Genomic DNA, 22,627 nt, shown 5'->3' on the forward strand with positions numbered 1-22,627 from the left:
GCCCGGCGTACCGGACGGGGGATCAGGCGGGGTTGCGGCGGGGGAGCCACAGGGCGGCCACCGCGCCGGCCGCGACGATCAGGGCGCCGACGATCACCGCGGGCCGCAGGCCGTCCACGAAGGACTGGTGGCTGGTGTAGCCGCCGTACGAGCTGAAGATGGAGGCCAGCGCGGCGACACCGGCGGCCACGCCGACCTCGCGGATGGTGTTGTTGACGCCGGAGGCCACGCCGCGGTCCTGTTCGGTCACGCTGGCCAGCGCGACCGTGCTGATCGGGGCGAAGGTCAGGCCCATGCCCACGCCGGCCAGGGCGAACGCGACCACCAGGCTGCCGTACGAGACGGTGGCGCCGGTGGCCAGGCCGATCCAGAGGATGCCGGCCGCCAGGAACAGCTGGCCCGTGAAGATCAGCGCGCGCTGGCCGATGCGGTCGCCGAACAGGCCGGCCAGCGGGGCGACGATCATCGGGGCGGCCGTCCAGGGCAGGGTGCGCAGGCCGGCGTCGAGCGGGCTGAGGCCCTGCACCACCTGGAAGAACTGGGCCAGCAGGAACACCGAGCCGAACGCGCCGGCCGAGAAGGTCAGGGTCACGGTGTTGACCAGGCTGAAGCCGGCGGAGCGGAACAGCCGCAGCGGCAGCATCGGTGACGGGTTGCGGGCCTGCCAGGCCACGAACGCCGCCAGCAGCGCGCCGCCGCCGATCAGCATGGCCAGGACGCGGCCCGAGGCCCAGCCGCGGTCGGGGCCGTCGACCACGCCCCAGATGACCAGCAGCATGCCGGCCGCGGAGAGCAGCAGGCCCAGCGGGTCGAGACGGCGGGCGCCTCCGCGGGACTCGCCGAGCACGGTGACCGCCAGGACCACAGCGACCACGCCGATCGGCACGTTGAGCCAGAAGATCCAGTGCCAGTCCAGGCCCTCGACGACCGCGCCGCCCACGACCGGGCCGACCGCCACCCCGAGGCCGCTGATGCCACCCCAGATTCCCACGGCCGCCGTACGCAACCTGTCCGGCACCGCCTCGGCCAGCAGGGTCAGCGCGAGGGGCGCCACCGCCGCGCCGCCGAGCCCCTGGACCGCGCGGGCCGCGGTGAGCTGCCACGGCTCGGCCGCCAGGGCCGCGGCTGCCGAGGCGAGGGTGAAGACGACCAGGCCGGCGACGAACATGCGGCGACGGCCGAGGCGGTCGCCGAGCGCGGCCGCGGTCAGCAGGAAGGCCGCGAACGGCAGCGTGTAGGCGTTGACGAACCACTGCAGCTCGGTCAGGGACGCGCCCAGGTCGGTGCGGATGACCGGCAGCGCCGTGCTCACCACCAGGTTGTCCAGCGTGACCATGAAGGTCGGGATGCCGACGGCGGCCAGCACCGCGGCGAGCGGGCGGCGGCCGCGCCGAGGCGGTGCGGCGGAGGCCTCGAGTACTGCGGTCATGACTTCTCCCCGGACGAACGCAGAAGTTGTTATCGACTGATAACTACGAAAGGGACGTTAGTTATTGACTGATAACATGTCAACCGTGACCCGAACCCGCCTCACCGCCGAGGAACGCCAGGAGCAGCTGATCGCGGCCGCCGTCACGGCGTTCAGCCAGAACGGCTACGCCGGCACGACGACCGATCAGGTGGCCCGCCTGGCCGGCGTCTCCCAGCCGTACGTGATCCGCCTGTTCCGCACCAAGCAGGAGCTCTTCCTGGCCGCCGTGCAGCACGCGGGCGACCGCATCGAGGTGAAGTGGCGGGCCGCGGCCGAGCGCGAGCCCACCCTCGAGAGCCTCGGTCACGCGTACAAGGAGCTGCTCGACGAGCGGGAACTGATCACCATGCTGCTGCACGGGTTCGCGGCGGCCAGCGACCCGGCGATCGGCGATCCGGTGCGCGCGTGCTTCGGCCGCCTCTACGAGGTCGTCCGCGAGCTCACCGGCGCGACCGATGAGGAGGTGCGCGACTTCTTCGCCTTCGGCATGCTGCTCACCTGCCTGGGGGCGATGCGGCTGGTCGGCCCGGGCGCGGTGCCCCCGCAGCCGTGGGCGGTGGGCATGCTCGGCACCTTCGACGACCTCTGAGCCGGGGCGGTCCTACATGTTGTGCCGGGTGTAGGCGGGCTCCCGCCAGCCCAGCATCGCCTCGGTCATGCGTACGGCGTCCACCGCGGCCCGGACGTCGTGCACCCGCACGATCCGGGCGCCGCGCAGGACGCAGAAGACTACCGCGGCCAGCGTCCCGGCGAGACGGTCGGACTGTCCGGCGCCGAGCGTCTCGCCGATGAAGTCCTTGTTGCTCACGGCGGCCAGCAGCGGATACCCGATCGCCGCGATCTCGTCGAGCCGCCGGGTCAGCTCGAGGGTGTGCCGGGTGTTCTTGTTCAGGTCATGACCGGGATCGATGATGATCTGGTCGGGCCGGACCCCGCGCTCCAGGGCCACGGCGACCCGCTCGCGCAGGAAGCGGCGGATGTCCGCGGTGACATCGTCGTACTGCGGGCTCGGCCAGAGCGTGCGCGGCGGCGCCAGGCTGTGCGTGATCACGAGCTGGGCGTCCGTGCCCGCCACGACGTCGGCCATCGCCGGGTCGCGCAGCCCCGAGGTGTCGTTGACGACCCCCGCGCCCGCCTTGATCACCTCGGCCGCGACCTCGGGCCGGAAGGTGTCGACCGAGACCACACACCGTGATCGGGCGGCCTCGACGACCGGCATCACACGATCGAGTTCCTGGGCCGCGCTGACCTCGGGCCCGGGCGCGAACGGCACGCCGCCGACGTCGATCCAATCGGCGCCCGCCCCGGCCGCCGCGTTCACCGCCTCGACCGCCTTCTCGAGCGCGAACGTGCTGCCCCGATCGTGAAAAGAATCCGGCGTGCGGTTGATGATCGCCATCACCGCGACGCGCCGGGAGAAATCGAACGGACGACCGCCGATCATCCGCGTCTCGCTCAGTGCACTCACGATTGGGCAGGGTAACAGGCCGGTCGGCATGATTTTCGAGCGGTGCACAAAAACAAAGGCCGCCCCGGATACCCGTAAACCGGCCGGTTATGCGGTGCAATTCTCGACTTTAATGCATCGCGAAAAGCAGGAATGGCGGAGTACCCGAGCGGGTAGCCAATGAGCGAAGGCACAACGACGAATCCTTTTTGGAGGAATCCCCATGAGTGACGTGCCATCGGGCGCTCGTCGGCCGGACGACGTCTATCCCGTCGACGTGCCGACCACGGCGACCACGGCCGACTACCCGACTCAGGCATACACCACCGAGAGCTACGGCGACCAGTCGTCGTCCGGCTCGGCGAGTGGTGCCAAGGAGAAGGCCAAGGAGGTGGCGTCCCAGACCGGGCAGGCGGCCGGCCAGGCCGCGAGCGACGTCAAGGACACCGCCAAGGAGCAGGCGGCGCGGGTCGGCCAGGAGGCCAAGGCGCAGGCGAGCAACCTCGCGTCGGACGTCCGCAACCGCGTCTCCGACCAGGCCCGCAGCCAGAACGACCGGCTGGTGAGCCAGATCCGCGACACCGCCGACCAGCTCGACGAGATGCGCGGCGACCGCGGCGACTCCCCGGCGGCGGCTGTCGTCTCGCGGGTGGCCGAGGGCGGCCGCCAGTTCGCGGACTACCTCGACCGCAACGGCCCCGACGGTGTGCTGCGTGAGGTCCAGGACTTCGCCCGCCGCCGGCCCGGAGCGTTCCTCGCCACCGCGCTGGCCGCCGGCTTCGTCGTGGGCCGGCTCGGCAAGGTCGTGGCCAAGGCCGACTCGGACGCTGGTGTGTCCAAGCCGGGCAGTGACTCGTTCGTCTCGGGCCAGGACAACTACACCTCCGCGGTGACCACCCAGACCACGGTGACCACCCCGCCCGTGACCACGCCCCCCGTGACCCCGACCCCCGGGTATACCACCGGCTACGCCTCGGGCGCGGACGAGTACGCCACCGGCCCGGGTTACGCGAGCGCGACCGAATACAGCGCCACCGGCACCGGCACGCCGACCGTCCGTGAGGAGTATGTGGTCGAGAGCCCGGAGCGCCTGCGATGACCGCGCCCAACCGGCACGAACGGATCGACGCCGAAGAGGTCTCCGAGACCTCGGTCGGCGAACTGATCGGCAACATCAGCAACGACCTGTCGCAGCTGTTCCGGCAGGAGGTCGAGCTGGCCAAGGCCGAGCTCAAGCAGGAGGCGTCCAAGGCGGGCAAGGCCGGCGGGATGCTCGGCGGCGCCGCGTTCGCCGCCTACCTGGCGGTAGTGCTCCTCAGCTTCGCGCTGGTGTTCGCGCTCGACGCCGTCATGCCCATGGGCTGGGCCGCGTTGATCGTGGCCGTCCTCTGGGGTGTCATCGGTGGCGTTCTCTATGTGATCGGCAAGAACAAGCTCAAGACCGTCGACCCGATGCCGCGCCGCACCGTCGACACGCTCAAGGAGGACGCCCAATGGCTGAAGAACCCGACCGGCTGAGGCAGCAGATCGAGAACACCCGGGCGTCGCTCACCCGCGACGTCGACCTGCTGGCCGAGAAGACGAGTCCGTCCAAGGTCGCGCAGCGGCGCTGGACGGCGGTGAAGGAGAAAGTGATGGGCACCAGCTCTTCAGTGGGCTCCACCGTGGGCGACAAGGCATCGTCGGTCGGCCACTCGGTGAGCGACACGGCGTCGTCCGTGGGCAGCACCGTGAGCGACAAGGCGTCGTCCGTGGGCAGCACCGTGAGCGACAAGGCGTCGCAGGTCAGCGACGCGGCCAGCGAGAAGGCGCACCAGGCGGCCGACGCGGTCCGCAGCGCCCCCCAGGCGGTCACCGCCCAGGCGCAGGGCAACCCGCTCGCGGCCGGCATCATCGCGTTCGGCGTGGGCCTGCTGGCCTCGACGCTGATCCCGGTCAGTGACGCCGAGAAGCGGGCCGGGCAGCAGATCAAGGACCACAGCGGCGACCTCACCGAGAAGGTCAAGGACGTCGCCGACGAGCTCAAGGACGACCTGTCCGGCTCGGCGCAGCAGGCCTTCAGCGAGGTCAAGTCGACCGCGCAGGACGCCGTGCAGACCACCAAGGAGACCGCGCAGTCCAACGCGCAGGACGTCAAGGAGCAGGCCCGCTCGGCCGCTTCCTGACCCTCTCCACCTTTTCCGAGCCGGTCCCCCCGCGGGCCGGCTCGGAAGCGTTTGCAGTGGTCACCGCGGGGAAGCTGAATCGGTATGAGATTCGGATACAAGCTGGCCGCGGAGGCCTTCGGACCCAAGGAACTGATTCGCCAGGCGGTGCGGGCCGAGCAGGCCGGCTTCGACTTCGTCGAGATCAGCGACCACTACCACCCCTGGCTCGACGTGCAGGGGCACTCGCCGTTCGCGTGGAACGTGCTCAGCGCGATCGCCGTGCAGACCGACCGGCTCGGGCTGGCCACCGGGGTCACCTGCCCGACCGTCCGCTATCACCCGGCGATCATCGCCCAGGCCGCGGCCACGCTGGCGATCATCTCGGACGACCGGTTCACGCTCGGCATCGGCGCCGGGGAAAGGCTCAACGAGCACGTCGTCGGTCAGGGCTTCCCGAGCGTACGGGGAAGGCATGAACGCCTGGTCGAGGCGCTCGACATCATCAACCTGCTGTGGCAGGGCGGCTATCAGTCGTACGAGGGAAAGCATCTGCAGCTGGAGGACGCGCAGGTGTTCGACCTGCCGGACAAGCTGCCGGTGATCGCCGTGGCCGCGGGCGGCAAGCAGGCCGCCGAGCTGGCCGCGACCCACGGGACCGGCCTGTTCGCCACCGAGCCCCGCGCCGACCTGGTCGAGACGTTCGCGGCCGCGGGCGGCGCCGGACCGAAGTATGCCGAGGCCTCCGTGGCCTGGGCGCCGAAGGCCGAGGACGCGATCAAGGCCGCGCACGAGACCACCCGCTGGGCGGTGACCGGCTGGAAGGTGATGGCCGAGCTGCCCAACCCGGTCAACTTCGAGGCTGCGTCGGCCACCGTACGCCCGGAGGACATCGCCGAGCAGTTCGCCGTCGGCCCCGACCCCGAGCCGTACGTGAAGATGGTCGGCGAGTACAAGGAGGCCGGCTTCGACCACATCGTGCTGATGAACGCCGGCCCCGACCCGGACGGGTTCCTGGACTTCTTCGCCAAGGAGCTCAAGGGCCGTCTGTAGCCGGACCGTCACTCTTTTCGGGGGCTTCGGCGCAGCTCAGCGGGGTAAGCGGTGTCTCCGTGACCTTGACCCCGGAGACCTCGCGCGCCGTTACCGAGACCGATGACGTGACCGTCGTCGTCGCCACCCGCAACCGGCACGAGCGGCTGCGCGAGACGTTCCCGCACCACCGGGCCCGGACGATCCTGGTCGACAACGGCTCCGACGAGGCGCCGCCGGTCTTCCCCGGGGTCGAGACGATCCAGCTCGGGGAGAACCGCGGGGCGGCAGCTCGCAACGCCGGCGTCCGGCGGGCCTATACGCCGTACGTGGCGTTCGCCGACGACGACTCGTACTGGACGCCGGGATCGCTGGCCCGGGCCGCCTCGATCATGCGTGAGCACCCGCGCGCCGCCTTGCTGGCCGCGCGGGTGCTGGTCGGGCCCGAGGGCCGCCTCGATCCGGTGTCGGCCGAGATGGCCGCGTCGCCGCTCGGGACCCCGCCGGGCGCGGCCGGGCCGTCGATCCTCGGCTTCCTGGCCTGCTCGATCATCGTCCGCCGGGACGCTTTCCTGGCCGCCGGCGGTTTCGAGCCGAGGCTGTTCGTCTACGGCGAGGAGGCGCTGCTGGCGATGGACCTGGCCGCGGCCGGGCACGAACTCTCGTACGTCGACGAGCTGGTCGTGCGGCACCTGCCGTTGCCGGCCGGACGGGACAACGGGGCGCGGGCCCGGGTCGAGACGCGCAACCGGGTGCTCACCGCGATGCTGCGCCGGCCGCCGGGCGTCGTCGCCCGGACGTTGCGAGCCGCCGTGCGGGACAACCCGCGTGGCGCGGCCGACGCCGTACGGCAGGCCGGATGGGCCCTTCGCCACCGCCACCGGCTGCCGTCGCAGGTCGAAACCGGCCTGCGACGGCTCGGATGATCACCAGCCCTGCGGCGGCGCCTCGATGTGGACGGCCTTCATCACGGTCATCTCGTCGAGCAGCTCGGGGCCGTAGCCGAAGCCCTGCCCGCTGCCCCGCCGCGGGTGCGCGGCGCCGCCGGGCGCCCCGCCGAAGACCGCGTTGATCTTCACGGTGCCCGCGGGCAGCCGCCGCCACGCCAGCTGCGCGTTGCTCATCGATGTGGTCAGCACGGTCGCCGCCAGCCCGTACGGGGAGTCGGCGGCCAGCGTCAGGGCCTCCTCGAACGAGCCGACCGTGACGACCGGCGCGACCGGCCCGAACGTCTCCTCGCGGACCACGGCCATGTCGCCGGTGCAGTCGGCCAGCACGGTGGGCGGGTAGAACGCGCTGTCGCCGGCCGGGGCCGTGGCGCCGTGCAGCACCCGGGCGCCCTGCTTGACGGCCAGCTGCACCTGCTCGTCGACGGCGTCGCGCATGCGCCGGTCGACCATCGGGCCGATCTGCGACTCCCACCGGCCGGCCTCGGCCGTGAGCGCCTCGAGGAACGGCTCGGCCACTTCGGAGTGCACGTAGACGCGTTCGACGGCCACGCAGATCTGACCCGAGTTGACGAAGGCGCCCAGCGCGACCTGCGAGGCGGCCCACTCGGGGTCCACACCGGCGTCGACGATCACGGGGTCGCTGCCGCCGTTCTCCAGCAGAGCCTTGGCCCCCGTACGGGCGCAGGCCGCGGCGATCGAGCGGCCGGTGGCGGTCGAGCCGACCTGGGCCACCACGTCCACCGGGGCGGCGGCCAGCCGGGCGCCGACCTCGCCGTCGCCGCTGAGCAGGTTGAGCACGCCGGCCGGGAAGTGCGGGGCCATCAGCTGCACGAGCCGCCAGCCGGTGGCCGGGGTCCGCTCGCTGGGCTTGTGCACGACCGTGTTGCCGGTGACCAGGGCCGCGCCGAGCAGCCCGCACGACACCGCCACCGGGTCGTTCCACGGCGTGATCACGGCCACCACGCCCCGCGGCCCGTACGCCATGAGGTCGATCGCCTCGTCGTTGCCGGCCAGCGTGCGCCCGCGATGGGTCGGGCCGAGCTCGGCGTACTGCCGCAGCGTTCCGACTCCGGCCATGATGGACTCGCGGGCGCCGTCGACCGGCTTGCCCATCTCGGCCGTCATGATCGCGGCCAGCTCGTCGGCCGCCCCGGCCACGGCGTCGGCCGCCGCGTGCAGGGCGGCCGCGCGGGCCGCCGGTGCGGTGGCGGCCCAGCCCGGCGCCGCGTCGCGCGCCGCCCGTACGGCCGCCTCGACGTCCTGTTCTCCGGCGACCGAAATGGACGTCACGGGGGTGCCGTCGGCCGGGTTGAGAACGGTCAGTTGCCGGCCCGAATCGCCGGGATTCCAGGAGCCGGCCACGTATTGCGAAACCTCGAACATGCCGGGCGCTTGCCCGGGGCCGGGGACTTCAAACCTCGCTATCAGTGCAGGTGGGCCCCCATACGGCGGTTTATTTGCAAGAAGTCAACGATCTTGGGAGTAACTGCCAGATCCCCGGGTACCCGGCGCGCCATGCGAGTGCTGGGAATCAACGCGATCTTCCACGATCCGGCGGCCGCCCTGGTGGTCGACGGTCAGGTGGTGGCGGCCGCCGAGGAAGAGCGCTTCAGCCGCCGTAAGCACGGCAAGCGGCCGGTGCCGTTCGCCGCATGGGAACTGCCCGAGCTGGCCGCCGCCTGGTGCCTCGAGGAGGCCGGCCTGCGCCCGGGCGACCTCGACGCGGTCGCCTACTCCTTCGACCCCGGACTGTCGCGCGACGCGGCGAGCCTGGGCCTGAACGACCCGTGGGACCACCTGCGCGTCGACTACGCCCGGCGTGCGCCGCAGTTCCTGGCGGCCGCGCTGCCCGGCCTCGACCCCGAGCAGGTCCGGTTCGTGCCGCATCACGTCGCGCACGCCGCCTCGGCCGGGCTCTCCGTGCCCGAGGACAGCGCGACCCTCGTCCTCGACGGACGGGGCGAAGTGGCCAGTCACCTCGCGGGCGCCTTCCGGGGCGGCGAGCTCGAGGTGTTCAAGAGCCAGGAACTGCCGCACTCGCTCGGGCTGCTCTACGAGGACCTGACCCGTCACCTGGGGTTCATGCACTCGAGCGACGAGTACAAGGTGATGGCCCTGGCGTCGTACGGGCGTCCGCGGTTCCTGGGTCTTCTGCGCGAGCTCGTGCGGCCCACCGACGACGGCGGGTTCACGGTCGACCGGATCGACTGGGACGCGCTGGCCAAGGCCCGCACGGCCGACGGCGAGATGACCGACGCCCACGCCGACCTGGCCTCCAGCGTGCAGGTGCGGCTGGAGGAGGTGCTGCTCGAGCTGGCCCGGTGGACGTACGAGGCCTCCGGTGGTCTCAAGACCCTGACGATGGCCGGCGGCACCGCGCTCAACTGCGTGGCCAACGGCCGGATCGCCGCCGAGGGCCCGTTCGACCGGGTGTGGGTGCAGCCGGCCGCCGGTGACTCCGGGACGGCGCTCGGCGGGGCCCTGTCCGTGCTGGGCAAGAACGTGCCCTTCGGCACCGCCGCGCTCGGTCGTGGATGGACCGACGACGAGCTGGAAGCGGAGCTGCGCCGGGCCGGGCTGCCGTTCACCCGCCCGGAGTCGATCGCCGCCGAGGCGGCCAAGGTGCTGGCCGGCAACGGCATCGTCGCCTGGTATCAGGGCCGCAGCGAATACGGCCCCCGCGCCCTCGGCCACCGCTCGCTGCTCGCCCACCCCGGCGACCAGGACACCCAGACGCGGATGAACAACGTGAAGGGCCGCGAGCAGTTCCGCCCGATCGCCCCGATGGTGCGGGCCGAGCGCTTCGACGACATCTTCACCGGCGTCAATCCCAGCCCGTACATGCTCTTCGTGCACCAGGTCAAACCGGAGTGGAAGGGCCGCATCCCGGCCGTCACCCACGTCGACGGCACCGCCCGGGTGCAGACCGTGCACACCGAGACCGAGCCGCTGGTGGCCGAGATGCTGGCCGAGTTCGAAAAGCTGACCGGTCTGCCGGTGGTCGTCAACACCTCGCTCAACACGGCCGGCCGCCCGATGGTGGACACGCCGCGCGAGGCGATGGAGCTGTTCGGCTCGGCGCCGGTCGACCTGCTCGCGATGGGCCCGTTCGCCGTCCACCGGGCGAGGGCGTTCGAGTGACCGCGACCGTGGTCGTTCCCACCCTCGGACGGCCCAGCCTGGCCCGGCTCCTGACCGCGCTCGCCCCCGGCGTGGCCAAGCACGACCTGGAACTGCTCGTCATCGACGACCGGCCGGGCTCGCCGCCGCCGCTGGACGTGCCGGCCACCGTCCTGACCGGACCGTCGCGGGGCCCGGCCGCGGCCCGCAACGTGGGCTGGCGGGCGGCCAAGCACGACTGGGTCGCGTTCCTCGACGACGACGTGCTGCCCGACGCCGACTGGGCCGACCGGCTCGTCGACGACCTGGCCGCGGCGGGCGAGCACGTGGGCGGCATCCAGGGCGAGCTGCGGGTGCCGCTGCCGTCCGGGCGGCGGCCCACCGACTGGGAGCGGGTCACGGCCGGTCTGGCCGAGGGCGCGTGGATCACGGCCGACATGGCCTACCGCCGCGACGCGCTGGAGCGGTGCGGTGGCTTCGACGAGCGTCTGCCGCGGGCCTTCCGCGAGGACGCCGAGCTGGCCTTCCGCGTCCGCGAGGACGGGTGGGAGCTGCGGCGCGGGCGGCGCCGGGTCACGCATCCGGTGCGGCCCGAGAGCCCGTGGGTCAGCGTCCGCACGCAGCGGGGCAACGCCGACGACGCCCTGCTGCGCCGCCTCTACGGGCCCTCCTGGCGTGAGCTGCTGGAAATCCCGCCCGGACGCCGCTCGCGCCACATGGCGATCACCGTCGCCGGCCTGGCCGCGCTGACTCTGGCGGCGGCTCGGCGGAAGGGACCGGCCACGCTCGCCGGTCTGCTGTGGGCGGCCGGGACCGCGGAGTTCGCCGCCGCCCGCATCGTGCCCGGCCCGCGTGACCCGCGCGAGGTCGCCACCATGCTCGCGACCAGCGCGGCCATCCCGCCCGCGGCCACGTGGCACTGGCTGCGCGGCTGGTGGAGGTGGCGCGCCCGGTGAGCCAGTTGTTCGACGCCGTGCTGCTCGACCGGGACGGCACGTTGATCGTCGACGTGCCGTACAACGGCGACCCGTCCAAGGTCGAGCCGATGCCGGGCGCCCGGGAAGCCCTCGACCGGCTGCGCGCGGCCGGCCTGCGGCTCGGCGTCGTGACCAACCAGTCCGGGCTGGCCCGTGGCCGTTTCACGGCCGGCCAGCTCGAGGCCGTGAACCGCCGCGTGGAGGAACTGCTCGGGCCGTTCGGCACCTGGCAGATCTGCCCGCACGACGACACCGCCGGATGCCGCTGCCGCAAACCCGCACCCGGCCTGGTCACGGCAGCCGCCGAGGCGCTGGGCACCACACCGGCACGATGCGTGATGATCGGCGACATCGGCCGCGACGCCGAGGCCGCCCAGGCCGCCGGGGCCGCCGCGATCCTGGTGCCGACCCCGATCACGCTGCCGGCCGAGGTCGCCGCGGCGCCCGCCGTCGCCGCCACCCTCACCGCGGCCGCTGATCTCATCTTGCACCGCGAAGCCCTGGTCACGCCGGGTTTTCGCCAGGATCGCAGCCGAACGGTCCTGGTTGTCCGGTCCGACTCGGCCGGTGACGTGCTGATCACCGGGCCGGCCATCCGGGCCGTCGCGGCCGGCGCCGACCGGGTCGTGCTGCTCTGCGGGCCGCGCGGCCGGGCCGCGGCCGAGTTGCTGCCCGGCGTCGACGAGATCGTCGAGTGGCGGCTGCCCTGGATCGACCCGCATCCGGACCCGGTCGACCCGGCCGGCGTCACCGCCCTCGTCGAACGCCTCCGGGCCACCGGGGCCGAAGAGGCGGTCGTGTTCACCTCGTACCACCAGTCGGCGCTGCCCCTGGCGCTGCTCATGCGGATGGCCGGGATCGGCCGGATCACCGCGATCAGCGAGGACTATCCCGGCTCGCTGCTCGACGTCCGGCACCGCGTGCCGGACGGGCTGCCGGAACCCGAACGGGCCCGCAGCGTGGCCGCCGCGGCCGGATTCGCGCTGCCGCCGGGCGACGACGGCGGTCTGCGGGTCACCGCGGCGGGTGGCCCCCGGGGCGACTACGTCGTCGTTCACCCGGGAGCCAGCTGCGAGGCCCGGTCGTGCCCGCCGGACACGATGCGCGAGATCGTCGCCGGTCTGGCCGCGGCCGGTCACCGCGTGCTGGTGACCGCCGGCCCGGACGAGCACCACCTGGCCGCGTACGTGGCCGGGGACGTCGCCGAGAAGGCCGGGCGCACCTCGATGGCCGAGCTCGCCACCATCCTGTCCGGCGCGCGGGCGGTGGTCGTGGCCAACACCGGGCCCGCCCACCTGGCCGCCGCCGTCGGCACCCCCGTCGTCAGCCTGTACGCCCCAACCGTCCCGTACGGCCAATGGGGTCCCTACCGCGTGCCCAACGTCCGGCTCGGCCGGGCTAGCGCGCCCTGCCGTGACACCCGCGCCACCATCTGCCCGGTTGCCGGACACCCCTGTCTGTCCACCATCGAGCCCGCGGAGGTGGTGGCCGCCGTCGCGCGGCTGGCCGCCCCCGCCGAGACCAGCGAGGCCGCCGCGTGAACATCCTTCTCTGGCATGTGCACGGTTCCTGGACCACCTCCTTCGTCCAGGGCAAGCACCGCTACCTCATTCCCGTCAACGACGCCCGCGACGAGTGGGGCCGGGGCCGGGCCCGCACGTTCGACTGGCCCGCGACCGTCGAGGAGATGCCGCTCGAGGACATCCGCGACGCCGACGTGGCGATCGTGCAACGCCCCGGAGAACTCGAACGGGTGCCCAAGGGTGTCCCGGTGATCTATGTGGAGCACAACACCCCCAAGGGCGACGTGCCCAACAGCCGCCACCCCATGGCCGGCCGGGACGACCTGGTCATCGCCCACGTCACCGACTTCAACGAGCTGATGTGGGACAACGGCGGCACCCGGACGACAGTGATCGAGCACGGCATCGTCGAACCGAAGGCGCGCTGGACCGGCGAGGTTCCGCACCTGGCCGTGGTGACCAACGAGCCGGTACGCCGTCAGCGCGTGACCGGCACCGATCTGTTCCCGCGGTTCGCCGGCGTGGCGCCGCTCGACGTCTTCGGCATGGGTGTCGAGAAGCTCACCGGGGCCAACGTCTTCGAAGACCTTCCCCAGCACCGGATGCACGCGGAAGTGGCGCGCCGCCGGGCCTACCTGCATCTGTGCCGCTGGACGTCGCTCGGGCTGAGCCTGATCGAGGCCATGCAGATGGGCATGCCGATCATCGGCCTGGCCACGACCGAGGCGGTCGTCGCCGTGCCACCCGACGCCGGGGTGCTCGACACCCGGGTCACCACCCTGGTCGAGGCCGCGCACTGGCTGCTCGAGGACGACGCCGCGGCCCGCAGCCTCGGCGCCCGGGCCCGCCAGGTCGCCCTCGCCCGCTACGGGCTGGACCGGTTCCTCGCGGACTGGGACCGGCTGCTGGAGGAGGAAACATGCGCATCGCGATGATCTCGGAGCACGCCAGTCCGCTCGCCGCCCTCGGGGGAGTCGACGCGGGCGGGCAGAACTCGCACGTCGCCGAACTGGCCGGGGCGCTCGCCGCGGCCGGGCACGAGATCCGCGTCTACACCCGCCGGGACAGCGCCGACCTGCCGGCCGTGATGCCGATGGCCGACGGGATCGACGTCGTGCACGTGCCGGCCGGGCCCGCGACGGCGTTGCCCAAGGACGAGCTGCTGCCGTTCATGGGGGCGTTCGCGGATTTCCTGGCCGAGGACTGGCGTACGGAGTGGAAGCCGGACGTCGCGCACGCGCACTTCTGGATGAGCGGGCTGGCCGCGGTCACCGCCGGGCGCCGCTGTGACGTGCCGGTCGTGCAGACGTACCACGCGCTCGGTTCGGTCAAGCGCCGCCACCAGGGCGCGGCCGACACCAGCCCGCCGCGGCGCGTCGCCTACGAGCGCGAGCTGGGCCGGGCCGTCGACCGGGTGATCGTGCAGTGCCAGGACGAGGTGCGCGAGCTGCTCCGGCTGGGTGTGCCCCGCGCGCAGATGACGCTGGTCCCCTCCGGCGTCAACATCGAACGCTTCCGCCCGGACGGCCCGGCCGTGCCCCGCAACGGTCACCGCCTGCGCATCCTGACCGTGGCCCGGCTCGTCGAGCGCAAGGGCGTCGAGGACCTGATCCGCGCCCTCCCGGCCGTCCAGCAGGCCGAGCTGGTCGTGGTCGGCGGACCGCCCGAGGGCGATCTCGAGGACGACCCGTACGCCCGCAAGCTGCGGCACCTCGCCCGGGCGTGCGGAGTCGGCGACCGGGTGGTGCTGGCCGGCGCGGTCCCGTCGCACGAGATGCCGAAGTGGTACCGCTCGGCCGACATCCTGGCCGCCACCCCCTGGTACGAGCCGTTCGGCCTGACCGCGCTCGAGGCGATGGCGTGCGGCGTCCCGGTCGTCGCCACCGCGGTCGGCGGCCTGGCCGACACGGTGGTCGACGGCGTCACCGGCGACCTAGTGCCCCCGCGCGACCCGGCCCGGCTCGGCGCGGCGCTGCGCAAGCTGGCCGTCGAGGAGATGCGCCGGCTGTCCTACGCGGCCGCCGCCGTCGATCGGGCCCAATACACGTACGCCTGGCCGCGCATCGCCGAGCGGCTGGCCGAGGCGTACGCCGGACTCACCGCGAACACCCCGGAGGTAGTGGCGTGACGGACTTTCTCGAAGGGCATCTGTCCGCGTTGACCGCGGCCCTGGTGCCGTTCCGGGCCGAGGCCGGTCGGCTCGCCCGGTGGGGCGCCGACCTGGCCTGGCACCTGGGCCAGGGCGGGCGCCTGCTGGTCGCCGGCAACGGCGGCAGCGCGGCCGAGGCCCAGCACCTGGCGGCCGAGCTGGTCGGGCGGCTGCGCGAGGAGCGCCGGCCGCTGTCGGCGATCGCGCTGACCCCGGACTCGTCGGCGGTCACCGCGATCGGCAACGACTACGGCTTCGACGAGATCTTCGCCCGCCAGGTGCGCGCCCACGGCCGCCCCGGCGACGTGCTGATCACCCTGTCGACCAGCGGGCGCAGCCCCAACCTGCTGGCCGCCGTGCGGGCGGCCAAGGAGAGCGGCATGCGCACGTGGGCCATGACCGGGCCGGACGGGCCGCTCGCCGACGCCTCCGACGAAGCGCTGCGCTGCCCGTCCCCGGACAGCCAGGTCGTGCAGGAACTGCACCTGGTCGCGGTCCACCTGATGTGCGAGTACCTCGACCGGACCCTGCCGGCCGTCGCCCCTTTCGCCGACTTCCAGGTGGAGGTCTCGGTATGAGGCTGGTCATCGTCGGCGACACCCTGCTGGACCGGGACGTGGACGGCAGCGTCCGGCGGGTCGCCCCGGACGCCCCGGCGCCCGTCCTCGAGGAGGAGCGGGTGGCCGAGCGTCCCGGCGGCGCCGGCCTCGCGGCCCTGCTCGCGGCCCAGTCCGGTCAGGAGGTCGCGCTGGTCACCGCCTTGGCCGACGACGCCGGCGGGGCCCGCCTCAGCGAGCTGCTGGCCGACGCCGGGGTGAAGGTGTACGCGCTGCCGCTTCCCGGGGCGACGCCCGAAAAGGTGCGGCTGCGCGCGGACGGGCACGTGCTGCTGCGCCTCGACCGCGGTGGTGACGCCCGGCCACCCGGCGAGGCGGCCGAGGCCGTGCTTGACGTGCTCCGCGACGCCAAGGCCATCCTGGTCAGCGACTACGGGCGGGGCGTGGCCCGGCATCCGGAGCTGCGCCGGGCCCTGGGCGAGACCAAGGCCGCGATCGTCTGGGATCCGCACCCCAACGGGCCGCCGCCGGTGCCGAACGCGCGCCTGGTCACGCCCAACCTGGCCGAGGTGCGCAAGCTGTCGGGCGACGCCGGTGGCGGGTCCACCCTGGCCGCCGCCCAGCGGGGCGCGCAGGCGCTGCGGCAGCAGTGGCGGGCCGGTGCGGTCGTCGTCACCTGCGGGGCCGAGGGCGCGGTGCTGTGCCACTCGGGGCCGACGCCGCTGGTCGTTCCCGCGCCCACCGTGGGCGACGGCGACACTTGCGGCGCGGGGGACCGGTTCGCGGCCAGTGCGGCGCTCGCGCTGGCCGAGGGCGCGCTCGTCTCCGAGGCCGTCCAGCAGGCCGTCGCCGCCGCCTCGGCCTACGTCGCGGGTGGGGGAGTGACGGCGGCCCTGGCCCCGGCGCGCGAGGTCGCTTCCGTTCCGCCCGAGCGCATCGGCGCCGAGGACGCGGGACGGCTGATCGCCGAGGTGCGTGAGCGGGGCGGCACGGTCGTGGCCACCGGCGGCTGCTTCGACCTGCTGCACGTGGGCCACCTGGCCACCCTGCGCGCCGCCCGCCGGCTGGGCGACTGCCTCATCGTGTGTCTGAACAGCGATGACTCCGTACGAGGTCTGAAGGGTTCCGACCGCCCGCTCAACTCGCAGCACGACCGGGCCCGCATGCTCGCCGCCCTCGACTGCGTGGACGCCGTCGTGATCTTCGGCGAGTCCACCCCCGAGGCCGTGCTGACCTGGCTGCGCCCCGACATCTGGGTCAAGGGCGGCGACTACGACTCGCTGCCCGAGACCGAGCTCGTCGAGCGCTGGGGCGGCCAGACCGTGATCGTGCCCTACCTCGACGGCCGATCGACCACCAAGACCATCGCCGCGGCCCAGGCGGCTCAGTCCGCACCGGCCCGCCCCGAAATCGCGGCTCAGGCCGCCCCTACCCGGAGGTAAACCAGCACATGGACGCAGTGATCGTCACCGGCGGCTCGAGCGGGCTCGGCGCCGCCGTCGTCGACGCCGTGATCAAGGCCGGCGGCCGCCCGTACGTGATCGACCGCCAGGCCCCGGCCGAGGGCGTCGCCTGGATCGAATGCGACCTGGCCGACACCCGCGCCGCCGAGGCCGCCACCCGCCGCGCGATCGAGGAGGCCGGCGGCAGCATCGACGGCGTCGTCACGGCGGCCGGCATGGACGTGCCCGGCGCGCTGGCCGACATCCCCGGCGAGACCTGGGACCGCATCGTCACCATCGACCTGCTGGCCACCGCGGCCGTCATCCGGGCCGCGATCCCGGCGCTCAAGCAGTCGCACGGCGGCATCGTCACCGTCGCCTCCACGCTGGGCGTCAAGGCGGTCAGCGACGCCACGGCGTACTGCGCGGCCAAGTTCGGCGTCGTCGGCTTCACCCGGGCCCTGTCGGCCGAGCTGGCCGGGCAGGTCAACGTCACGCTGGTGATCCCCGGCGGCATGCGCACCAAGTTCTTCGACGAGCGTGACGACCAGTACAAGCCGGGACCGGACGCCATCCTCAACGACCCGGCCAACGTGGCCGGAGCGATCATGTTCGCCCTCGGACAGCCGCGCGGTTGTGCCATCCGGGAGCTCGTCATCGCGGCCGAGACGGAGAGCTCGTACCCGTGATCCTCGCCCTCCGCGCGCTCGGGGTGGGCGACCTGCTGACCGCGGTGCCCGCCCTGCGCGGGCTCCGCGGAGCCTTTCCCGGACGCACGCTCGCGCTGGCCGCGCCGGCCTGGCTGACGCCGCTGACCTCGCTGATCAGCGGCGTCGACCGCGTCGTGCCGGCGTCCGGCCTCGATCCGGCCGAGCTGCCGCATGCCGCGATCGCGGTCAACCTCCACGGCTGCGGGCCGGAATCGCACCGGCTGCTCCAAGCCGCCTCACCCGATCGGTTGTGGGCGTTTGCCTGCCCACCGGCGGGGCATCTCGACGGTCCTGCCTGGGATGAGGAGGAGCACGAGGTGCATCGCTGGTGCCGGCTGCTGTCCCACTACGGCGTGGCCGCTGACTCTTCGGATCTTTCACTCCGGCCGCCGTCCGGTGGCCCGTCCGGGATGTCGATCATCCATCCCGGGGCCAAGTCGCCGTCGCGCCGCTGGCCGGTCGAGCGCTACGCGGCCGTGGCGCAGCGGTTGCGCGCCGACGGCCACCGCGTGCTGATCACCGGTTCCTCCGCCGAGAGAGACCTGGCCGTACGCGTCGCCGAGCGCGCCGGTCTGGGCGAGGCGGCCGTGCCCCGCACCGACCTGGGGGAGCTCGCCGCGCTGGTCGCCCGGGCCCGGGTCGTGATCAGCGGGGACACCGGCATCGCCCATCTCGCGTCGGCGTACCGTACGCCCTCGGTGGTCCTGTTCGGACCGATGTCACCGCGGCGCTGGGGCCCGCCCGACCGGCCGCAGCACCGCGCGATCTGGCACGGCACCCGCAGCGAGCCCGGCGACAGCCCCGACCCCGGGGTGCATCCGGCGCTGCTGGCCATCGAGCCCGGCGAGGTGCTCGACGCCGCCCGCGAGGTGACCGGTGCGGCTGCGACGCTCTGACCTGACCCGGCCCGGCTACGCCCGGCAGCGTTCGGGCCAGGGCTTCACCTATCGCGACAACGACGGCTCGCGGCTCACCGACGACGCGGCGCTCGAACGGATCAAGGCGCTGGTCATCCCGCCGGCCTGGACCGACGTGTGGATCTCACCCGACCCGCGCGGGCACATCCAGGCCACCGGGGTCGACGCGGCCGGCCGCAAGCAGTACCGCTATCACGACGAGTGGCGGACCGCGCGCGACGAGGAGAAGTTCGACCACGCCCTCGAGGTGGCGGCCCGGCTCCCCAAGATCCGCGACCGGCTCTGCGCCGACCTGACCGAGGGCCGCGGGCTGACCCGGCAGCGGGTGCTGGCGGCGATCGTCCGGCTGCTCGACATGGGCATGTTCCGGATCGGCAGCGACCAGTACGCCGTCCGCGAGGACGACCCGTCGTTCGGGCTGTCCACGCTGCGGCCCGAACACGTGCGGACCAAGGGCGGGTGCGTGCTGCTCGAGTTCACCGGCAAGTCGGGCGTCTCGCACTCGGGCACGGTCGGCGACGGCGAGGTCTGCCAGGTGCTGCGCGACCTGAAGATCCGGCGCCGCGGAGAGGACCGGCTGTTCGCGTTCTACGACCGGGCCGGCCGCCGCTGGCGGGACATCCACGCCGACGACATCAACGACTACCTGCGCGAGGTCAGCGGCGAGCGGATGACGGCCAAGGACTTCCGTACGTGGCACGGCACCGTCGAGGCGGCCCGGTCGCTGGCCTCGCAGGGCCCCCAGCCGACCGAGTCCAAGCGCAAGAAGGCCGTGTCGCACGCCATGAAGGAGGTCGCCGAGCTGCTGGGCAACACGCCTGCCGTGGCCCGCGCGTCCTACGTCGACCCGCGCGTGCTCGAGGCGTACGAGGAGGGCGAGGTCGTGAAGTCCGGCAGCGAGAAGGCCGTCCGCAAACTGATCAACGAAGTGGCCGAGTAGCTCGCGCTGCGAGGTGCGGGCCAGGGTGGCAGGATCGTTGGTATGACTGTCATCGCTACGCTCACCGTCGAACGCCCCTCCGGGCACTGGTTCGACCGGGCCCGGGCGTACGAGATCGTCGTCGACGGCGCCGTGAAGGGTTCGGTCCGGTGCGGCCGCGAGCTGTCGCTGGCGCTCCCCCCGGGCACCCACACCGTGCGGGCCAAGCTCGACTGGACCGGCAGCGAGGCCCTGCCCGTCCATCTCGGCCCGGGCGCCACGGTCCGCCTGCGCGTCGAACCCCGCAGTGCCCGGCACGCGGCCGGACGGCGTTACCTGCGCCTCACCCGGGTCGGCTGACGCACACGATCGGGCCGGCCGCGGTTGCTTGAATTCGCGTCGGGCGGGTAACGAAGGGGCCATGACCGACCGGGTGATGGTTTTTGCCCCCGCGCCGATCCTGACCGTGACGATCGAGCAGCAGAACAATGCGCCGGACCTGCACGTCCACCCCGGTGGGCAGGGTGTGTGGCAGGCGCGCATGATCTCCGCTCTCGGTGTGCCGGTCACCCTGTGCGTCGCCCTCGGCGGTGAACCGGGCTCGCTGGTCGAGGCGCTTCTCGGAACCGAGGAATTCGACGTGCGTGCGGTACCCCGGCGCGCGACGACCGGGTGGTACGTGCACGACCGCCGCGACGGGGAACGCGACACGGTGGCCGAGCACCCGGGGGAGCCGCTGGAACGCCATGACCTCGACGAACTGCACAACGTCGCGCTCACCGAGGGGCTGCGCTCGTCGGTCGCCGTCCTGAGCGGGCCGCACGGGCCGTCGGTGGTCGACCCGGCCCTGTACGAGCGGCTGGCGGCGGATCTGACGGCCAACGGCGTACGGGTGGTGGCCGACCTGTCGGGGAACTATCTGACCGCCGTACTGGAAGGCGGGGTGGCCTTTGTCAAGGTCAGCCACGAGGAGCTGATCGACGACGGGCTCGCCGCCGACGACAGTGTCGACTCGCTTTTGGCCGCCGGGCGCAAACTGCTCGAGCGCGGCCTCGAAGGGGTGCTGATCAGCCGGGCCGGTGACGCCGCGCTGGCCCTCTACGACGGCAACGAGTGCGAGGTGCACCCGCCGCCGCTGCGCGTCAACGAGCATCGTGGGGCCGGGGATTCGATGACCGCGGGAGTGGCTTCGGTGCTCGCCCGGGGTGGTTCGATGGACGAGGCCTTGCGTACCGGGTCGGCGGCTGGTGCATTGAACGTGACCCGGCACGGGCTGGGAACCGGAAGGGGCGAGGCGGTGCGGGAGTTGATGAGCCGCGTGCGGATCGAGCCGCGATGAGGGTCCTCGTGACCAACGACGACGGGATCGACGCGCCCGGGCTGCGGGCTCTGGCGCTGGCCGTGCCGTCCGGGTACGACGTCGTGGTGGCGGCACCGCAGGACGAGGCGAGCGGGATGAGCGCGGCCCTGTCCGCGGTGGTGTCGGACGGCCAGATCGTCGTCACCCACGCCGACATCTCCGACCTGACGGCCTTCGGGGTGGCGGCCTCACCGGCGTACATCGTGGTGCTCGCGTCCCTGGGCGTCTTCGGGCCGCCGCCGGATCTCGTGCTGTCCGGGATCAACCGGGGCGCCAACGCGGGCCGGGCCGTGCTGCACTCGGCCACCGTCGGGGCGGCGCTGACCGCGGCCAACTACGGCATGCGGGCGATGGCGGTGTCGCTGGACGTGCTCAACGCCGACGCGTCGGTGTCACCGTCCTCGGGCGGCAACGCGATCGTCGTCCCGTCCGACGACAAGCTGCACTGGGACGCCGCGGCCTCGACGGCGGCCGGGCTTCTGGAGACGTTGGAGTCGGCGCCCGCGGGCACGGTTCTCAACGTCAACGTGCCCGACCGGCCCCGGCCCGGTGAGCTGCGGGAGGCCGCGCTGGCCACGTTCGGCCAGGCCGGCATCGCGATCGCCGAGGCCGGCGAGGGCTTCGTCCGGACGACCATCGAACGCGTCGACGAGCAGCTGGTGCCCGGCACCGACCTGGCCCTGCTGGCCGAGGGCTATGCGACGGTGACCGCCTTGCGGCCGCCGACCGAGGTGAGCGGGGTGCGCATCCCGTCCCAGCGTCGCGTCCCGTCGTAGAGCGGCACCATCGCGGCCGCGGCGACGGCCAGCAGCAGCCGCGATTCGCTCAGCGGGCCGATCGCGGTCACCGGCGCCAGCATGACGACGAGAACCGTGACCGGCCAGGCGACCCGCACCCAGGCTGGACCGGCCACGGGAAGCAGGGCGGCGAGCACGAGCCAGACCTGATGATGCGTCCACGAGACCGGCGAGAGCACGACACTGGCCGCCCCCACGACAACGGTCGCGCCCAGCCAATGGCCTTCGGCGGCCAGCCGTACGCCCCGGAGCAGAGCCGCCGCGGCGATCGTCCCGCCGATGGCCACCACGAGCACCGAGCGGGCATGGTCGGGCACCTCTAGCCGCATCAGGGCCCCGTTGAGCGACTGGTTGCCCAGGCCGGTGATGTAGCCGAGCCGGCTGACGTCGAACATCTCACCCAGCCAGAACCGCCACGAGTCGCCCGGCAGCGCCAGCGCGCCGATCGCCCCGCACCCGGCGAACGTTCCCGACGCCACCACCGCCGCGCGCCGGCGGCCCGAGAACCACAGCAGCGGAACGAAGATCAGAGGCGTGAGCTTGACGGCGGCCGCGATCCCGATCAAGGCCCCGTTCCATCCCGTACGCCGCAGGAGCAGCAGATCGGCCAGGACGAGCGCGGCGAGAAACAGGCTGACCTGCCCGTACTTGAGATTCGACGAGACCGGGGCGGACAGCACGAGCACCAGAGCCGCCACCGCCACCGGGGCCGCGGCGAACTTTGACAGCGCGTTCGCCGCCGTGGCCGACCCGTGCGTCGCCGGTGCTGCGACGGGCGCCTTTGCCGCCGTGGCCGGGCCGCGCGTCACCAGGGCCGCCACGGCGGCGACCGTGGCCAGGGTGGCCAGCGTCCACGCCACCTGAACGACCGGAACCGGCACCCACGTCAGCGGCGTGAAGACCAGGGCGGCGAACGGTGGATAGGTGAAGGGCGCGGCGCCCCGGGCGAAGTCGTAGAGGCTGCCCCCGTCGGCCAGCCCGCCGACCGCGCCCAGATAGACGGCCATATCGGTGAGGCGGGTCTCGGCCGGCCGTCCGAGTGCCACTCCGGCCGAGATCGCCCCGGCCACCGCGGCGAGCACCCACATCCATCGCTTTCCCATGCTCGAAAC

Annotated in this window: 23 protein-coding genes; 19 read left to right on the plus strand and 4 right to left on the minus strand. The window is 73.1% G+C overall.

The window, feature by feature from the left end:
- Positions 1-22: 22 nt before the first annotated feature.
- Positions 23-1,429, minus strand: a complete 1,407-nt coding sequence (locus ACZ3I4_RS34050) for a DHA2 family efflux MFS transporter permease subunit (RefSeq protein WP_465386182.1) — start codon at positions 1,427-1,429, stop codon at positions 23-25.
- Positions 1,430-1,514: 85 nt separating this feature from the next.
- Here ACZ3I4_RS34050 and ACZ3I4_RS34055 point away from each other — a divergent pair, with 85 nt between their 5' ends.
- Positions 1,515-2,060 (plus strand): TetR/AcrR family transcriptional regulator, encoded by a 546-nt coding sequence (locus ACZ3I4_RS34055; protein WP_465386183.1) that lies wholly within the window; start codon positions 1,515-1,517, stop codon positions 2,058-2,060.
- 12 nt (positions 2,061-2,072) lie between these two features.
- Here the strand turns inward: ACZ3I4_RS34055 and folP are convergent, their stop codons facing one another.
- Entirely contained in the window at positions 2,073-2,939 is an 867-nt protein-coding gene (folP, locus tag ACZ3I4_RS34060) for a dihydropteroate synthase (protein ID WP_465386184.1), read from the minus strand.
- Between the two features lie 202 nt (positions 2,940-3,141).
- Here folP and ACZ3I4_RS34065 point away from each other — a divergent pair, with 202 nt between their 5' ends.
- The 5 genes from ACZ3I4_RS34065 (at position 3,142) to ACZ3I4_RS34085 (ending at position 7,020) form a co-directional block, all read left to right on the plus strand.
- Positions 3,142-4,017: a hypothetical protein gene (locus ACZ3I4_RS34065; RefSeq protein WP_465386185.1), complete on the plus strand. Its 876-nt coding sequence runs from the start codon at positions 3,142-3,144 to the stop codon at positions 4,015-4,017.
- Complete coding sequence (locus ACZ3I4_RS34070; RefSeq protein WP_465386186.1) at positions 4,014-4,436, plus strand: phage holin family protein; 423 nt, start codon at positions 4,014-4,016, stop codon at positions 4,434-4,436. Before ACZ3I4_RS34065 ends, ACZ3I4_RS34070 begins: the two co-directional genes overlap by 4 nt.
- On the plus strand, positions 4,412-5,083 hold the full coding sequence (locus ACZ3I4_RS34075) for a DUF3618 domain-containing protein (protein WP_465386187.1): 672 nt from the start codon (positions 4,412-4,414) through the stop codon (positions 5,081-5,083). The genes ACZ3I4_RS34070 and ACZ3I4_RS34075 overlap by 25 nt, the downstream gene beginning before the upstream one ends.
- Before the next feature lie 84 nt (positions 5,084-5,167).
- Positions 5,168-6,115, plus strand: coding sequence for a TIGR03557 family F420-dependent LLM class oxidoreductase (locus ACZ3I4_RS34080; RefSeq protein WP_465386188.1), 948 nt, complete (start codon positions 5,168-5,170; stop codon positions 6,113-6,115).
- Positions 6,116-6,174: 59 nt separating this feature from the next.
- The gene (locus ACZ3I4_RS34085) at positions 6,175-7,020 is read left to right on the plus strand and encodes a glycosyltransferase family 2 protein (RefSeq protein WP_465386189.1); all 846 of its coding nucleotides are present in this window, start codon (positions 6,175-6,177) and stop codon (positions 7,018-7,020) included.
- Here ACZ3I4_RS34085 and ACZ3I4_RS34090 read toward each other — a convergent pair whose 3' ends face one another.
- Positions 7,021-8,427: an aldehyde dehydrogenase family protein gene (locus ACZ3I4_RS34090; protein WP_465386190.1), complete on the minus strand. Its 1,407-nt coding sequence runs from the start codon at positions 8,425-8,427 to the stop codon at positions 7,021-7,023.
- 132 nt (positions 8,428-8,559) lie between these two features.
- Here ACZ3I4_RS34090 and ACZ3I4_RS34095 point away from each other — a divergent pair, with 132 nt between their 5' ends.
- The 13 genes from ACZ3I4_RS34095 (at position 8,560) to surE (ending at position 21,494) form a co-directional block, all read left to right on the plus strand.
- Positions 8,560-10,185, plus strand: a complete 1,626-nt coding sequence (locus tag ACZ3I4_RS34095) for a carbamoyltransferase family protein (RefSeq protein WP_465386191.1) — start codon at positions 8,560-8,562, stop codon at positions 10,183-10,185.
- Positions 10,182-11,120, plus strand: a complete 939-nt coding sequence (locus tag ACZ3I4_RS34100; RefSeq protein ID WP_465386192.1) for a glycosyltransferase family 2 protein — start codon at positions 10,182-10,184, stop codon at positions 11,118-11,120. Before ACZ3I4_RS34095 ends, ACZ3I4_RS34100 begins: the two co-directional genes overlap by 4 nt.
- Positions 11,117-12,682 (plus strand): HAD-IIIA family hydrolase, encoded by a 1,566-nt coding sequence (locus ACZ3I4_RS34105; RefSeq protein WP_465386193.1) that lies wholly within the window; start codon positions 11,117-11,119, stop codon positions 12,680-12,682. Before ACZ3I4_RS34100 ends, ACZ3I4_RS34105 begins: the two co-directional genes overlap by 4 nt.
- A complete protein-coding gene (locus tag ACZ3I4_RS34110; RefSeq protein ID WP_465386194.1) occupies positions 12,679-13,599 on the plus strand; it encodes a glycosyltransferase in 921 nt (306 codons plus the stop codon). Before ACZ3I4_RS34105 ends, ACZ3I4_RS34110 begins: the two co-directional genes overlap by 4 nt.
- Positions 13,584-14,792 carry a glycosyltransferase gene (locus ACZ3I4_RS34115; RefSeq protein WP_465386195.1) on the plus strand — a complete coding sequence of 403 codons (1,209 nt, stop codon included), beginning with the start codon at positions 13,584-13,586 and terminating at the stop codon, positions 14,790-14,792. The genes ACZ3I4_RS34110 and ACZ3I4_RS34115 overlap by 16 nt, the downstream gene beginning before the upstream one ends.
- Positions 14,789-15,391 carry a D-sedoheptulose-7-phosphate isomerase gene (locus ACZ3I4_RS34120; RefSeq protein WP_465386196.1) on the plus strand — a complete coding sequence of 201 codons (603 nt, stop codon included), beginning with the start codon at positions 14,789-14,791 and terminating at the stop codon, positions 15,389-15,391. The genes ACZ3I4_RS34115 and ACZ3I4_RS34120 overlap by 4 nt, the downstream gene beginning before the upstream one ends.
- Entirely contained in the window at positions 15,388-16,812 is a 1,425-nt protein-coding gene (locus ACZ3I4_RS34125; RefSeq protein ID WP_465386197.1) for a PfkB family carbohydrate kinase, read from the plus strand. Before ACZ3I4_RS34120 ends, ACZ3I4_RS34125 begins: the two co-directional genes overlap by 4 nt.
- Before the next feature lie 8 nt (positions 16,813-16,820).
- Positions 16,821-17,501, plus strand: a complete 681-nt coding sequence (locus tag ACZ3I4_RS34130) for an SDR family oxidoreductase (protein WP_465386198.1) — start codon at positions 16,821-16,823, stop codon at positions 17,499-17,501.
- The gene (locus ACZ3I4_RS34135) at positions 17,498-18,418 is read left to right on the plus strand and encodes a glycosyltransferase family 9 protein (RefSeq protein WP_465386199.1); all 921 of its coding nucleotides are present in this window, start codon (positions 17,498-17,500) and stop codon (positions 18,416-18,418) included. The genes ACZ3I4_RS34130 and ACZ3I4_RS34135 overlap by 4 nt, the downstream gene beginning before the upstream one ends.
- Complete coding sequence (locus tag ACZ3I4_RS34140; RefSeq protein ID WP_465386200.1) at positions 18,399-19,379, plus strand: DNA topoisomerase IB; 981 nt, start codon at positions 18,399-18,401, stop codon at positions 19,377-19,379. Before ACZ3I4_RS34135 ends, ACZ3I4_RS34140 begins: the two co-directional genes overlap by 20 nt.
- 42 nt (positions 19,380-19,421) lie before the next feature.
- Positions 19,422-19,718 carry a hypothetical protein gene (locus tag ACZ3I4_RS34145; RefSeq protein ID WP_465386201.1) on the plus strand — a complete coding sequence of 99 codons (297 nt, stop codon included), beginning with the start codon at positions 19,422-19,424 and terminating at the stop codon, positions 19,716-19,718.
- 61 nt (positions 19,719-19,779) lie between these two features.
- A complete protein-coding gene (locus ACZ3I4_RS34150) occupies positions 19,780-20,697 on the plus strand; it encodes a 1-phosphofructokinase family hexose kinase (RefSeq protein WP_465386202.1) in 918 nt (305 codons plus the stop codon).
- Positions 20,694-21,494, plus strand: coding sequence for a 5'/3'-nucleotidase SurE (gene surE / locus ACZ3I4_RS34155; RefSeq protein WP_465386203.1), 801 nt, complete (start codon positions 20,694-20,696; stop codon positions 21,492-21,494). The genes ACZ3I4_RS34150 and surE overlap by 4 nt, the downstream gene beginning before the upstream one ends.
- Here the strand turns inward: surE and ACZ3I4_RS34160 are convergent.
- Positions 21,413-22,618, minus strand: a complete 1,206-nt coding sequence (locus tag ACZ3I4_RS34160; protein WP_465386204.1) for a glycosyltransferase 87 family protein — start codon at positions 22,616-22,618, stop codon at positions 21,413-21,415. The two genes, surE and ACZ3I4_RS34160, sit on opposite strands and share 82 nt — an antisense overlap.
- Between the last annotated feature and the right edge of the window lie 9 nt (positions 22,619-22,627).

It is taken from the genome of Actinoplanes sp. NPDC021490, assembly GCF_055562135.1.